This window comes from Halolamina sp. (assembly GCF_036626355.1).
Taxonomy (GTDB): Archaea; Halobacteriota; Halobacteria; order Halobacteriales; family Haloferacaceae; genus Halolamina.
In genome coordinates, this window is the sequence record NZ_JAZKRY010000028.1 from 17,952 (window position 1) to 32,014 (window position 14,063).

Here is a 14,063-nt window from a genome sequence, read left to right on the forward strand (position 1 = left end):
CCCACGCGGGAAGGACGTATAGGGTTCCGGCCCCTACAGTCGATATTCAATGGCTCGTACCCCTAGCCCCGCCCTCGCCGTCGCCGCCCTGGTCGTCTGTTCGGCCTTCGGCGGTGTCGCTGTCGGGGCGATTCCGGACAACCGGGTGACGATCACCCAGACGACCGTCGCCCCGACTACGCCAACTGCCGGTGCCCCCACGACCGTCTCCGCGACGGTTCGGCTCTCGGGCGGGAGCGCCTCCGCGGCCTCCCTCGACCGCGTCGCCATCGTGGACGGGGACGAGACGCTCGGGGAAGCGACCGGCCTCGGCGCGCTCTCGCCTGGCGAGACGCTGACGGTCCCGGTCACAACGCGTTTCGAGGAGCCGGGTGCACGGAACCTGACCATCGTCGCCACAGTCACCGACGCAGACGGTGAGCGCACGACGGTTCGCCGGCCGCTCTCGCTCGTCGTCGAGTCGGGCGCGCCACAGGTCGCGTTCGAGACCGACGGACTCGCCGCCGGCGCCGATGTCGGGGCGACCGTGACGGTGTCGAACCCGACGACCGCAGCGCTTCGAGACCTCACGCTCTCGTTCCCTGGCGTGGACGGCGAGCGCACCAGTCGGACCATCCCGACGCTGGCTGCCGGGGCCAGCCAGTCGCTGAACTTCAGCCTTCGCGCGGTGTCGGCGGGCGAACGCCCGCTCCGGGTCGAAGTGTCGTACACGACGGCCGCGGGCACGCGAGCCACGACTGTCGGTGAACGAGTCGTGACCATCGAGGGGTTAGACGATGATGTCGGAATCCGGGTCGAGCGAGTACAGACGAGCGGGGACGCCACGACGACTGGCGGGGATGGGCTCTCCGGGCTTGCCGGTGCGCTGGGCGGTGGCGGCGGTACGCTTCAGTCCTCCGGGGACGCCGACGGCGAGGGACAGCAGCGCGCCGGCGCCGGCGTCACGGTGACGAACTTCGGGAACGCGGCGATCGAACGAGTGGTTCTCGTTCCCCGTCTCCCCAACGGGAGCGTCGCTCCCCAACTCGGCCGCGTCGTCGTCGCCGAGACGCTCGCTCCCGGTGAGTCCGAACAGGTGGTTCTCGATCTCTCGGCTGTGCAGAGTCCAGAACTGCGGTTCGCCGTCGAGTACGGCCTGGGTAGTGAGAGACGCGAGGCCGTCCAGTCCTACCGCCTCGACCGCGACCGTGGGGCCGTCTCGCTTACCGGACTCAACGTCACCGTGGACGGCGACCGGGTCCGTCTCTCGGGCAACCTCGGGAACGTCGGCGACGGCGAGGCACGCGGCGTCGTCGTCCGCGTCGGGACGGGCGAGTACGCTGCGCCAGCCTACCCGCAGCGGGACTACTTCCTCGGGACCGTCGCCGCGAGTGAGTTCGCCCCCTTCGAACTGACCGCCCGGGTAGACGTCACCAACGCGACCAGCATCCCGGTAGTGGTCAGCTACACCACCGCTGACGAGCGACGAACCGAAACCGTCGAGGTGCCGCTACCCCGCGATGTCGGGGACAGCAACCCGAGGGATCTGTTCGGGTCGCTCGGCGGGACCGTCGTCGGGGGCGCTCTCGGCCTGCTCGTCACCGTTCCGGTAGTCGGCTTCGCTGTCAGGCGCTACCGATGAGTGACAGCCAGGAATCTGCGGGGTCGACCGACACCGTCGGACGCTCGGAGCGTCCGCCGCCGTTGCGACTCTCGGGGGTCACGAAGCGTTACGAGGGCGGCGGCGGGACCGTCACCGCACTCGACACCGTCTCCTTCGGCGTCGAACGCGGTAAGGTGACGGCCATCGTCGGCCCGTCAGGGTCCGGGAAATCGACGCTGCTGAACATGCTCGGCCTGCTCGACGACCCGACGACCGGTCGCATCGAGCTCGGGGGCGAGCCGGTGGCGGGGCTCTCGGAACGGGAACGAACCGACGTGAGACGGGAGCGGGTGGGGTTCGTCTTTCAGGACTACCACCTCATCCCCACGTTGTCGGCGGTTCGGAACGTCCGGCTCCCGACGGCGTTCCTCGAACAGGACTACACCGACCGCGCAGTCGACCTCCTCACCAGGGTCGGGCTGGGCGACCGGCTCGAGCACACCCCTGACGAGCTCTCCGGCGGCCAGAAACAGCGGGTCGCGATCGCCCGCTCGCTCATCAACGAACCCGACGTGCTGCTGGCCGACGAACCCACCGGCAACCTCGACCGGGAGACCGGTACGGCCGTTCTCGGGGAGATACGCGATATCGCCGACGGCGGCGTCGGTGTCGTGGCGGTCACCCACGACGAGCTCGTTACGGAGTTCGCCGACCGAACGGTCGAACTGACTGACGGGGTGTTGCGTGGCTGACTCCGACCGCACCGGGACGACCCGGACGGACGCGCGGCTCTGGGCCCGGCTCGACCGCGAGTTCCCCGCGCTCTCGCTGGCGGTACAGAACCTCTCCAGACAGCGCCTCCGTGCTGGGCTCGCCACCCTCGGCATCGTCATCGGCGTCTTCGCCGTGGTCGCGCTCGGAATGCTCGGCACTGCACTGCAGGGTGCCGCACTCGCGGAGCTGGGCGGCCTCGGGAACCAGGTCATCATCAGCCCGGCCGATGGCGAAGAGTCGCTCGACAGCCGTGACCTCCAGGCGATTCAACGTGCCGCGGCGGGTCACGGGGAAGTCGTCCCGCTGAAGTCGGGCGCTGTAACCGCCGCCGGCCCCGGTGGCCAGACGTTCGCCCAACTGTACGGGACCACTCGTCCCCAGGCGCTGTTCGGTGACGCCAGTGCCCCGGCCTACCACCGGCAGGGGGCCGTGATCGGGGCCGACGCCGCACAGTCGTTGGGCGTTCGGGTCGGCTCGACCATCGACATCGAGGGGAACCAGTATCGCGTCGTCGCCGTGATGGAGGACGACGGAAGCTTCTCCCCCATCAGACCGGACTCGGCGGTCGTGCTGCCCCCCGGTGAGTTCGCGACCGACGGCTATTCGCGAGTGGTCGTGCAGGCCGACTCCGGCGAGGACGCCCAGGAGGTCGCAACGATGGTACGCGAGCGGCTGAACGGCCGCCAAGAACGAGTCTCGGTGCTCTCGCTCACGAGCGTTCTCTCGCGCATCACGGAGTTCTTCGCGCTGCTCAACGGCTTCCTCCTCGCAGTCGCCGGGGTGTCGCTGGTCGTCGCCGGCGTCTCGATATTCAACATCATGCTGATGACGGTGTCCGAACGCCGGGGAGAAATCGGGGTGCTCCGAGCGGTCGGCATCCACCGCGAGCAGGTACTCCGAACGCTGCTCGCGGAAGCGACCCTCCTCGGCGTCGCCGGAGGCACTATCGGGAGCGTGCTCGGCACAGCCGTCGTCGTCGGCGTCGCCCTCACGACGCGGCTCCCGCTCCCTGCGGTTTTCGTCCCGACGAACGCGCTGGTGGCGCTAGGCGCGTTCGGGTTCGGGGTCCTCGTGGCGCTGGTCGGCGGGCTCTACCCAGCCTACCGGGCTGCGTGGGAGCCCCCGGTGGAGTCCCTCCGCGGGTGAGAGCCGGTCCAGCAGGCGTAAGCCGGTCGACTCTCAGCGTTCGACGACGAGTTCGACGAAGGTAGCCGTCCTCGAACCCGAGAATGGACATGTGTGTGATGCCGTCGTCGTCAACACCGTCGTGTCGTCGAGGGGGAGCTACTCCTCGGCCAGCATCTCCACCAGCGTGTCGAGCGAGTAGCTCGAAAGCGGCCGCTGGCCGTCACGGAGCGACCGGATAACGAAAGTCGAGTTAGTGCGGTCGACCTCATCGATATCTTCGAACTCCCGGATGAGTCGCTCAACGGCGTCGCTCTCCGGGAGGCGGGCGACGACGACGAAATCCGTCTCCCCCATCGTGAAGTACGCTTCCGTCACGCCCTCGACGGCCAGCAGCCGCTCGCTCAGGGATTCGTGCGAGCCGCTGTAGTCCGCGAGCACCTCCAGCACGACGGTCACACCCAGCCCTACCGCCTCCAGGTCCAGGTCGTAGAGGTCGTTCTCGACGATTCCCTCGTCGCGGAGGTTGTTGAGCCGGTAGTGAATCGTCGAGATGGGAATCCCCGTCTCCTCGTGCAGCTGTTCGGGGCTGCCGGTACCGAGGTCCGAGATGGCCTTCAGCAGGCGCACGTCGCGCTCGTCCATGTCCAGTAATTCGGGAGGGAGGCTCAAAGAAGTTGCGATACTTTGAAAGTTATCACTAACTATCTATTTCTGCCTTGAAGTGAATCCGAGAATACGACAGGCCGCTACTGACAAGTATAAGTATATCAGTCTATTCGTACTAGACACAACTATACGATGCTTCGCTGGAGTACATCTCAACTACTGACCGGAATACTGTTCGTTTCTGTCGCGTGGATCTGGGGCGGCTCGTTCGTCGCTATCGAGGTGGGGCTGAGTTCGGTGCCACCGTTCTGGTTCGCGGGGCTGCGCTACCTGCTTGCGGGCGTTGTCGTCTCTGCGGTCGCCGTCGTGACTGGTCGCTTCCGTCCATCCGGGTGGACAGAGTGGCTCTCGGTCGGCCTCGTCGGCGTCTTCGTCGTCGCAGGCTACCACGGACTCCTCTATCTCGGGACTGCGGCGGTCTCGGGTGCGATCGCGGCGGTGGTGGTCTCGCTCTCACCGGTGTTGACCACCGTCGTCGCCGGAGCGGTCCTCGCTGAGGAGTCGCCGGATCTCGTCGACGGGCTGGGACTGCTGTTCGGGCTGGCCGGCGTCGCCGTCATCGCGGACCCCGGAAGCGGGAACGTTCCGCTCGTCGGCGTGGCGCTCGTCTTCGTCGGCGTCTCGCTGTTCGCAGTCGGCTCGGTCGGCATCAGGGCGCTCGACAGCGGGCTCCCGGCGGCGGCGCTGCAGGGTTGGGGGATGCTGCTCGGGTCGACGCTGCTCATCGTGACGGCGCTGCTGCGGGGCGAGGCGTTCCCGACCGGGATCGTCTCGGGCGGGGCGACGCTCCCGTTCCTCTACCTCACGCTCGTCGCCGGGGTGGTGGGCTATCTCGTCTACTTCGAACTGCTCTCCCGTATCGGGCCGGTCCGGGTGAACCTCGTCGCCTATCTCGAACCGGTGACAGCCGCGATGGTGGCGTGGGGCGTGCTCGGACACGCACCGACGGCGACGACCGCTGCTGGCTTCCTACTCGTCTTCACCGGGTTCGCCCTGGCGACCGGTATCGACCCGCTCGCGCGAATTCGCTCGGAACTGGAGGTCTCGGTTCAGCAGAGCGACCTCGCGGATAGCGGCGCCGTCGAACACCACCCCGCTGATTGATAGTGATTACTACGAGTCGGTCCGAATCACGCTGTTTCTAATAGCTCTTTGCAGTGGATGGCGACGCGACGCCCACCAGCTATTCCAGCACCGCGGAGTTCCCATGACCAATGAAACCGCATTGGGCCGGGCACAGGACCCCGCGCAGCCATCCGCCTGGCGACCGCCCCGCAGCGGCTATGGCGGTCAGCGCGTGGTGCTGTACGGTTCCGTGCGGTTCAATTAGCCAAGGGAACTCCGTGGTGCTGTTTCTGGTCGCTGTTGCGGAGCCGCGTCCGGCATCGCTAGCTGAGACAAAACACCGCCCACTCGGTGACCAAGATCAAGTGTTGGACCTTCCTATAACATCGACGGATACTACCGCCGGAGTTCGTCCACTTCGTCCAGTTCCGCGAGCAGCTCCTTCCGGTGCCGGAGCTGTTCGGTCGCGCGCCGGAGCACGCCGAACAGTGTCGTCACCTCACGGTCGGTCGGCTCGGCGCGACCGATGAGCCGGCGGAACATCCGCGCGGTCTTCTCGTGTTTGTGCTCGCGGTGGCCCATCGCCGTCAGGAACTGGTCCCAGTAGTCGTGGAGCCGCTCGATCTCCGCGGGGTCGGCGCGGTGGCGCTCGACGTCCGGAAGCTGCGTGTCGGGGAGCGTGAGCGTCCGGAGTTCGTAGAGCACGACCGTCGCCGCCTGCCCGAGATTCATCACGGGGTACTCCTCGCTCGCGGGGATGGCGGCGATCTGGTCTAACCGCTCCAGTTCCTCGTTGGCGAGCCCCTTGTCCTCGCGCCCGAACACGAGCGCGACGGGGCCCGCGACGTCGCGGAGCGACTCGTTCAACTCTGCCGGCGTGGCGTACGGGAACCGGACGTGGCTTCGGCTGTCCTCGCCGGTGATCGCGGTGAAGCCGACCGTGTGGTAGTTCGCACACACCGCCTCGAAGCTGACCTCCGTGGCGCCCGGAAGCACGTCATCGCGAGCGTGGCCGGCGAAGCCGTACGCCTCGCCGTCGGGTTCGAGTTCTGGCGGGTCGATCAGCAGCAGGTCAGAGAGCCCGAAGTTCTTCATCGCCCGGGCGATGGTGCCGACGTTGCCGGGGGTCTGGGGCTCGACGATACAGACCGAGATTCCGGGGAGTTCGGCGTCGTCGCCGAGGTACTCCGGGTCGGTGTCGCCAGCGGTGCTGCATTCGGGCTCCTCGCCAATCGGGTTCTCTGCGCCGTCAGGCTCGGACTTCTCGCTCATCCGCTCGGATACTCGGTGTCGAGGTCGATGTCGTCGAGGTCGACCGGCTCCTCATCGTCGTCCTCCTCCTGGCTGCCCCAGTCGGCGGCGTCGCGCATGTCGTAGCGGACCTCCTCGTACTCGACGGCCTCCTCCAGACGGCGCTGGGCCTCCTCGGGGGAGGGAAGATTCGGGAGCTCGTCGGGCGCCTGCTCGACGTGCTCGTCCGGGCCGTACCCGTCCGGTGCGCGGTTGCCGGCGGCGAACCACTCGTGGAACTCGTCGCGGAACCGCTCCTCGCCGGCGAGTTCGCTGCCGCCCCCCTCACGGAACCAGTAGAGGAAGTCCGCTTCGTGGGCGTCACAGAGCAGCACCTCGTCGCCCGGCTCGCCGTAAACGATGGCGGCGGGGGTACAGCGTTTCTTCTCCGCCTCGCCGTGGATCAGGTAGCAGGCGTCACAGGGCTGCTCGACCAGCAGGCCGAGGCGGAGGATGCGGTTTCGGGTATCGGCCGGCAGCTCGTCGAGGGGGTGCCAGTTGCCGTCCTCGGTGAACAGCTCCTCCTCGTCGAACCGCCAGCCACGTAGGCCGACGCTCACTTTCGCCATTACCCGAGGTTCCCGCTGCGCGTGGAAAAAGGACGCGTTCCGGGGGCGTTCACCCCCGCTGCTACCCGCGGGAGTAGTAGATTCGCGGGTCGATGATGGTGAACGCGATATCCTGGAACAGGTTGCCGAACAGGCCGACGAGAACCGGGATGAACGTCGTGGCGAGGATGAGCCCGATATCCCGGTCGGCGATGGCCTGGTACGCCGTCAGGCCGAGTCCCGGTACGTTGAACACGACCTCGACGATGTACACCGTCACGAACAGCACGGTCAGGACCTCGGTGAAAAACACCGAGAGCAGCGGGACGGCGATGTTCCGTAGCACCGCTCGCCCGACCTGCCGCGGTCCCGCACCGGTCGATCTGAGCATCTTGACGAAATCCTCCGACAGCGTTCCGAGCGCCTCCGAGCGGACGTAGCGAATCTGGACGGCCAGCAGATTGAGCGTGACCACGGGGATCGGGAGGAGCAGTCCCGTGATGTTCTCCAGCGTCCACAGCCCGTACCGGCTGTCGATCGCGACGACGAACAGGTTTAGCTGTTTGAGCAACAGGAAGACGAACAGCTCACCCAGGAAGAAGGCAGGAATTCCGAATCCGATATACGCGAGTCCTGAGGTGAGGATATCGATCATGCCGTCTCGGTTGAGCGCGGCCGAGAGCCCGAGTCCAACGCTCGCGAGGCTCGCCATGACGATGGACGGGATGAGATAGACGAGCGTGACGGGCGCTTTTCGTGCGAGGATGTCCATGACTGGCTCGTTGTAAGTGAACGAGTAGCCCCACTCCAGGGTGACGTAGCTCCACATCCACTTCAGATAGCGGTCGAGGATGGGGTCGTCGTAGTTACGCGACTCCCTGTAGGCCTGGACGGCCTCCTCCTGGCTCTCCATCGGTGCGGCCCACCGGATGAACTCGACGGTCGGATCGGGCATCACCGCGTAGACCAGAAACGTCACGGAGAGCATGAGAAACGTCGCGAACAGCGTCCAGAGCAGTCGCTGCGTGACGTACCGACTGAAGCTCACCTCCCATCACCCCGCCGGCCGAACGCGATGGCCGAACCGGGCGCCAGGGCCGAGGCCCACGCCATCGATTTACAGAGGAGGCTGTCGGGGTCAAAAGCGTTGCTCAAACAGCTATAGTACTCACCGCAAGATTATTGTCGATTCCCGGCCCCTCACGACCGATGCGATGGGCACAGTGGCCACAACTACACCGGTCGGCCCCAATGTAGGCTCCGCGAGTCGATGACTGAATCGAACGATCTGGAAGAGCTCCACGGCAGGCCGATCGAGTGGGCAGAGGACAGCGACGGCGGTGTCCTCACTCGCCGCGACGGCGTCTTCCTGCTCGGTGTGGCTGCGCTCGCTGCCACGTTCGTCTACGACTACACGCAACTCTCAGGCGCCGAACGACTCGTCGGCGACTGGAACCCACAGGAGTTCGAGTGGCTGTTCGTCCTTTCGCTGCTGATTTTCGGTCTCTACGTGATCGTCCCGCTCATCCAGAAGCGGGAACTCACCCGCCAGTACTGGCGCAAGCTCCGGACCGACCGGCTGGCGCTGTTCAGTCTCGCGTGGCTCACGCTGCTGTTCGCCCTCGGGCTGCTGGCGCCACTCATCTACGGGACGCTCACTACCGACACCACCGCGCTACATAACCCGCCGTTCGGGTTCCGCATCATCGACATCCTCGCCGGCGGCTGTGCGGGAACCGTCTCGAATGGCTACTGTCACGGCTCGCTGGCCCACCCACTCGGCACGACAGGCAACGGGGAAGACGTGCTCGCCTACACTGTAACCGGGATGCGTGTCGCCCTCGCGGTCACGCTCATCACCGGCACCATCATCGTCCCGCTTGGGGTGGCTGTGGGCACCATTGCAGCGACAGCCGGTGGCAGGGTCGACGAGATACTGATGCGGTACGTCGATCTTCAGCAGACCGTTCCCGCATTCTTCGCCTACATTCTCGTTCAGTACATCTACTACCCGAGCCTCTTGCTCATCATCATCATCTTCGGGCTGCTGAACTGGGGCGGGCTGGCCCGGCATATCCGGAGCGACGTGCTCCGCACGCGGGAGGCCGGCTTCGTCCGTGCTGCAAAGAGCGCCGGCATCGGACAGCTGCAGCTGATCCGACGGCACCTCGTCCCGAACACCTGGGACACCGTCGTCACGGCCGCGACGTTCCAGCTTCCGATGCTCGTCATCATGGAGGCGACGCTGTCGTATCTGATGATCTCCAGCGGCGGCGGCACCCAGTCCCTCGGCGACCCGCGGGTGAACTCCTGGGGCCAGCTCATCGCTGTCGGCATGCGGGAGTTCCCGACCTACTGGTGGGTACCGGTGATCCCGGCCATCACGCTCCTGCTGACCGTGGTCGCGATAAGCCGCCTCGGCGACACGCTTCGGGACGTGCTCGACCTCCAGGCGGAATCCTGAGCGTCGGTGGGGCCCGAAACGATACTCGCCGTGGCCGCAGGCTGTGGGTTGTCGGGCGTACACTCTTTACGCCCGGTCACGAAGGGTTCGGCATGCCGGATCTCCTGGACACGTATATCGAGAACCGTGAGCGCATCCAACCGAGCGACACCAACAACTACGGCAGCGCCCACGGGGGGATCGTCACCAAGTGGATGGACGAAATCGGCGCGCTCTCGGCGATGCGCTTTGCGGGAGAAACTTGCGTGACGGCCTCGATCGACCAGATGAACTTCGAGCGACCAATCCCGGTCGGCGAGACGGCGGTCATCCGCTCGTACGTCTACAAAGCCGGCAGGACGAGCGTTCGGGTCCGCCTCGAAGCGTTCCGCGAGGAGCCACGGACCGGCGAGCGCAAGAAAACTACCGAGTCCTACTTCGTCTACGTCGCCATCGACGCCGATGGGAACCCACAGGAGGTGCCGGAGTTGACGACGACCACCGAGCGCGGAAAGATGCTGGAACAGAAGGGGCTGGAGGGGGAGGACGAATCCACGCAGAACTGAGTGACCGCCTCAGTTGACGGTGGCGGGTCACCGGTCGTGGAACCTCCGGCCCCAACTACGCTGCCGGTCGCTCCTTCCCGAGACACGGTGACCCAGCCCGGTCGGAATCGGCTGGTACGGGTATCGACTGGGACAGTTCATCGGAATTCGCGTTGGCCTCTTGTCTGGGGCCTCGGAACTGCTCACCGAGCAGTCTGCCCGGAATAACTCCCTGTCAGCCGAGGTTCGTGTCTGGAACTGGAGTTTCAGTCTCGTTCCCGGCTCACCTCAACTGAGAGGTCCTCGCACAATGCGTCGCTGACGTAACAGCCACGCTCGCCGAGTTCTACCAGCCGCTCGAGTGATTCCTCGTCGGCATCGGATGGCAGGCTGACCGTGACCGCGATCGAGTCGAGTGACCCGCGCTCCGGGTTGCCGTCGGCTTCCACACGAACCTCCGTGAGTTCGATATCGCGCTTTTCGGCCTGAAACCCGATACTCGTCGCGAGACAGGAAGCGTACGCTCCGAGCAGGTAGTCGACCGGGCTGGGAGCGGTCCCCGAGCCACCGAGTTCCCCCGGTTCGTCGAACGACCACTCGAACGACCCCGCCGTCACGACGCCGGACAATCCGCCGGTACTCCGCGCCACGACGGACCGTTCAGGGAGTGTCACGGTTTCTGTGCTGGGGGTCACCGATTCCGGGAGCAGGGGCCACGGCTGTTCGAGGTGGCCGACGAGCGTCTCGAGGAAGCGCGCGGCGTCAGCGCCGTCGACGGCGCGATGGTCGAACGAGAGGCTCAATGGGAGCTGCCGTCGGAGTTGTCGCGTCCCCGGCCCGTCGACAGATGTCGTTCGCTCTTGGAGTGCGTTGACACCGAGGATCGCGACCTGCGGCGGGTTGATGACCGGGTCAAACGACTCGACTCCGTAGGGACCGAGGTTCGTCACAGTGAACGTCCCGCCTTCGAGATCGTCGGGCGTGAACTCGTCTGCCAGCACCCGTTCGGTCAGGTCGCGGCGTTCGCCAGCGACCGCTTCGAGGGATTTCGTCGCGAGGTCGTCGAGAACCGGCGTGACGAGTCCTCGTTCGAAGTCCACGGCGAACGCGACGTTCTGTCTCTCGGAGAGGATCAGCGTCTCCTCCTCGACGGTGGCGTTGAACGCCGGATGCGCCGTCAGCGTCTCCGAGAGCGCGACGAGCAGGACGTCCAGTATCGACACGTCGACTTCGAGCGCCTGCTCTGCGGCGTCGACTGCCTCGAGTATCTGTTCGGCGTCGGCCGACCGGTCGAGGGTGACGTGGACCGCGTCCCGGTAGCTCTGCTGGAGGCGCTCTGCGATCGTTCGGCGCATCTCGCTGAACGGGCGCTCTTCACGAACGTCCCTGGTTTCGCTCCGTTCAGCAGCGGCCTCCACGTCTTCGACCATGACCGCCCCGCCGGGTCCCGTCCCCTCGACGCCCGCGAGGTCGAGTCCCAGCTCCTCGGCGCGTTGCCTCGCTCTCGGGGCGACTCGTTCCGGTTCCTCCGTAGCGGCGGCCCCGCCAGTGGAGGCCGAGCGCTCGACGTCTTCTTCGATCACCGCCCCGTCAGGCCCCGTTCCGTCGACGGTTTCGATGTCGACGCCGAGCTCGTCTGCCCGCTTACGCGCCCGGGGAGTGACCTTCGATGGTTCGGCCGACCCACGCCCACTCGGTTCCGTCGAGCCCGTGGTCTCGGTTGTGGATGGGGCCGCTTCAGTTCCCGCCCCTGCTCCCGCGGTCGCTTCGGCGGCAACTTCCACCTCACTCGCCTCGATTGTCGATTCGAGCGCGGAGATGTCCTCGTCCGCGCCGGCGACGATTCCGAGGGGCTGGTTCGGCTTCCGCACGTCGCCCACATCGGCGTAGACCCGTCGCAGGACGCCGTCTTCGGTGGCTTCGATCTCGAAGACGGACTTCTCGGTCTCGACCTCCGCAAGCTGTTCCCCTTCGCTGACGCTGTCGCCGGGGCTCACGTGCCACTCGATGAGCGTTGCCCGGTCCTGTTGCATCCCGAGGCCCGGGACGCGGACGATGGACGCCATGGGGGTCAGACGCTCCCCGTCACGGTCAGGCCAGATCCCGGACAGCCGTTTCGATGGTGTCGGCGTCGGCGAGAATGCGCTCCTCTTGGGGTGGCGCGAACGACGGCGGCACCGTGTGCAGGCGCGTCACTCGTTTCACCGGCGCTTCGAGCGACCAGAAGCCAACGTTGGCGATGCGTGAGGCGATCTCGGCCGCCGCTCCACACATCCGGTTTGCGTTGTCGGCGACGATGACTCGACCCGTCCTCTCGACGCTCTCGAGAATCGCCTCCTCGTCGAGCGGAACCAGCGTCCGCGGGTCGATCACCTCGACGTCGACGTCGGCCGCGACATCGTCGGCGACGTCGAGGGCCATCTCCACGGTTTCCCCGATCGCGACGACGGTGATGTCGGAGCCCTCGCGCCGGACCTCGGCCTCGCCCAGCGGGACCGTGTAGGACTCGTCGGGAACCTCCCCCTCCGCCGACTGGAGTACTATCGGGAAATAGACCATTACCGGATCATCCTCCTCGACAGCGGCCCGGAACAACCCTTTCGCGTCGTAGGGCGTCGTCGGAACGACGGTCTTGACGCCGTAGTTCATGAACGCGGGGTACGGGTTATCGGAGTGCTGTCCGGCGAGCGCTCCCGGCGCACCGGCCATGGGAATCGTGATCGTCACCGGTGCCTGAATCTGGCCGTTGCTCATGTGCGAGAGCTTGGCGGCCTGGTTGACGACCTGGTCCATCGCGACGTACGTCGCCGTGTTGATCTGGTACTCGATGATGGGCCGCTTGCCAACCATCGCCGCGCCGATGCCGAGACCGGTGAACCCCGCCTCGGAGATCGGCGTGTCGCGAACGCGGTCGGGGCCGAACTCCTCGACAAGGCCGCTGGTTGTCCCCGTAAGCCCGTGTTCGACGTCCTCGCCCATGACGAACGCGTCGTTGATCTCCTCGAGTGTCTGGTAGTGCGACTCGTTGACCGCCTGTAAATAGCTTTTCGTGGACATTATCGGTACCTCGGTTGGTAGATGCCGTCGTACTCCTCGTCCTGGTAGAACCCGGTCGCAGCGTCCTCCCCGGGCGGGAGCTCGCTTTCCTCCATGAACTCGACGGACTCCTCGACTCGTTCAGTTTCCGTCGCCTCGATGGACTCGATCTCGTCCGCGTCGAAGATGTCGGCGTCGAGGAGTCGCTCCCGGAAGTTCGGGACCGGGTCGCGTTCGTGCCATCTCTCCTCTTCTTCCTCCGACCGGTAGTCGAACATCCCGGTGAGGGAGGCGGTGTGGTCGAGGTAGCGATACGTCTCGGCCTCGATAAACTGCGGCCCGTCACCGGACCGGATCGATTCGATCGAATCGGAGACTTCCTGGTACACCGTGAGGACGTCCTGTCCCTCGATCGTCTTTCCGGGCATGCCGTATCCGGCCGCGCGGTCGGCGAGCTGCTCGGGGCCCGACGACTCCTCGACCGGGAGCGTGACCGCGTAGCCGTTGTTCTCGACGAGGAAGAGCACTGGCAGCTCCCAGACTGCGGCGAGGTTCATCGTCTCGTGGACGATGCCCTGATTCGACGCGCCGTCGCCGAAGAAGGCGATCGCGACGGCATCGTCGCCATCGAGTTTCGACGCGAGCGCCGCGCCTGCGGCGTGTGGGAGGCTCGCGCCGACGATGCCGTTCGAGCCGATGATGCCCTGTGAGGGCTCGAACATGTGCATCTCGCCACCACGCCCGCCGCTGATACCAGTCTCGCGACCGCCGATTTCCGCCATGACGCGTTTGGGCTCGATGCCCATCCCCAGAATGTGGCCGTGGGGCCTGTGGGTTGTCGTCAGGTAATCGCCCGCATCGAGCGCTTCTGTCGCACCGATGGCGGTCCCTTCCTGCCCTTGCATCAGGTGGGCGTCCGTGAACACGTCCCCGGGTTCTTGAGGAACTCGCTGAAGCCTTCAACTCGTGGTACGGCTCCGACGACG

General features: G+C 66.1%; 13 protein-coding genes. 6 read left to right on the forward strand and 7 right to left on the reverse strand.

Annotated elements, in window-relative coordinates:
* The first annotated feature begins 49 nt into the window (after positions 1-49).
* Genes V5A38_RS06360 through V5A38_RS06370 form a run of 3 tightly spaced genes read left to right on the forward strand, consistent with a single transcriptional unit; the run spans position 50 to position 3,502 of the window.
* Positions 50-1,621, forward strand: coding sequence for a hypothetical protein (locus V5A38_RS06360; protein WP_332324909.1), 1,572 nt, complete (start codon positions 50-52; stop codon positions 1,619-1,621).
* Positions 1,618-2,334: an ABC transporter ATP-binding protein gene (locus tag V5A38_RS06365; protein WP_332324910.1), complete on the forward strand. Its 717-nt coding sequence runs from the start codon at positions 1,618-1,620 to the stop codon at positions 2,332-2,334. The genes V5A38_RS06360 and V5A38_RS06365 overlap by 4 nt, the downstream gene beginning before the upstream one ends.
* Positions 2,327-3,502 carry an ABC transporter permease gene (locus V5A38_RS06370; protein ID WP_332324911.1) on the forward strand — a complete coding sequence of 392 codons (1,176 nt, stop codon included), beginning with the start codon at positions 2,327-2,329 and terminating at the stop codon, positions 3,500-3,502. Before V5A38_RS06365 ends, V5A38_RS06370 begins: the two co-directional genes overlap by 8 nt.
* A gap of 138 nt (positions 3,503-3,640) precedes the next feature.
* On the opposite strand, the gene V5A38_RS06375 is transcribed toward V5A38_RS06370, so the two are convergent.
* Positions 3,641-4,126 carry an Lrp/AsnC family transcriptional regulator gene (locus V5A38_RS06375; protein ID WP_332324912.1) on the reverse strand — a complete coding sequence of 162 codons (486 nt, stop codon included), beginning with the start codon at positions 4,124-4,126 and terminating at the stop codon, positions 3,641-3,643.
* Between the two features lie 156 nt (positions 4,127-4,282).
* On the opposite strand from V5A38_RS06375, the gene V5A38_RS06380 reads away from it, so the two are divergent.
* On the forward strand, positions 4,283-5,254 hold the full coding sequence (locus V5A38_RS06380) for a DMT family transporter (RefSeq protein ID WP_332324913.1): 972 nt from the start codon (positions 4,283-4,285) through the stop codon (positions 5,252-5,254).
* A gap of 357 nt (positions 5,255-5,611) precedes the next feature.
* Here V5A38_RS06380 and V5A38_RS06385 read toward each other — a convergent pair whose 3' ends face one another.
* The 3 genes from V5A38_RS06385 to V5A38_RS06395 all read right to left on the reverse strand — a co-directional run bounded on the left by V5A38_RS06385 (position 5,612) and on the right by V5A38_RS06395 (position 8,101).
* Positions 5,612-6,487: an RNA methyltransferase gene (locus V5A38_RS06385; protein WP_332324914.1), complete on the reverse strand. Its 876-nt coding sequence runs from the start codon at positions 6,485-6,487 to the stop codon at positions 5,612-5,614.
* The gene (locus V5A38_RS06390; protein WP_332324915.1) at positions 6,484-7,074 is read right to left on the reverse strand and encodes a hypothetical protein; all 591 of its coding nucleotides are present in this window, start codon (positions 7,072-7,074) and stop codon (positions 6,484-6,486) included. Before V5A38_RS06390 ends, V5A38_RS06385 begins: the two co-directional genes overlap by 4 nt.
* 61 nt (positions 7,075-7,135) lie before the next feature.
* The gene (locus V5A38_RS06395; protein ID WP_332324916.1) at positions 7,136-8,101 is read right to left on the reverse strand and encodes an ABC transporter permease; all 966 of its coding nucleotides are present in this window, start codon (positions 8,099-8,101) and stop codon (positions 7,136-7,138) included.
* A gap of 222 nt (positions 8,102-8,323) precedes the next feature.
* On the opposite strand from V5A38_RS06395, the gene V5A38_RS06400 reads away from it, so the two are divergent.
* Together V5A38_RS06400 and V5A38_RS06405 are read left to right on the forward strand one after the other, a co-directional pair.
* The gene (locus V5A38_RS06400) at positions 8,324-9,517 is read left to right on the forward strand and encodes an ABC transporter permease (RefSeq protein WP_332324917.1); all 1,194 of its coding nucleotides are present in this window, start codon (positions 8,324-8,326) and stop codon (positions 9,515-9,517) included.
* Positions 9,518-9,609: 92 nt separating this feature from the next.
* Positions 9,610-10,062, forward strand: a complete 453-nt coding sequence (locus V5A38_RS06405; RefSeq protein ID WP_332324918.1) for an acyl-CoA thioesterase — start codon at positions 9,610-9,612, stop codon at positions 10,060-10,062.
* 245 nt (positions 10,063-10,307) lie between these two features.
* Here V5A38_RS06405 and V5A38_RS06410 read toward each other — a convergent pair whose 3' ends face one another.
* Genes V5A38_RS06410 through V5A38_RS06420 form a run of 3 tightly spaced genes read right to left on the reverse strand, consistent with a single transcriptional unit; the run spans position 10,308 to position 14,003 of the window.
* On the reverse strand, positions 10,308-12,107 hold the full coding sequence (locus tag V5A38_RS06410; protein WP_332324919.1) for a 2-oxo acid dehydrogenase subunit E2: 1,800 nt from the start codon (positions 12,105-12,107) through the stop codon (positions 10,308-10,310).
* Between the two features lie 25 nt (positions 12,108-12,132).
* On the reverse strand, positions 12,133-13,098 hold the full coding sequence (locus V5A38_RS06415) for a transketolase C-terminal domain-containing protein (protein ID WP_332324920.1): 966 nt from the start codon (positions 13,096-13,098) through the stop codon (positions 12,133-12,135).
* On the reverse strand, positions 13,098-14,003 hold the full coding sequence (locus V5A38_RS06420; protein WP_332324921.1) for a thiamine pyrophosphate-dependent dehydrogenase E1 component subunit alpha: 906 nt from the start codon (positions 14,001-14,003) through the stop codon (positions 13,098-13,100). Before V5A38_RS06420 ends, V5A38_RS06415 begins: the two co-directional genes overlap by 1 nt.
* Positions 14,004-14,063 lie beyond the last annotated feature (60 nt).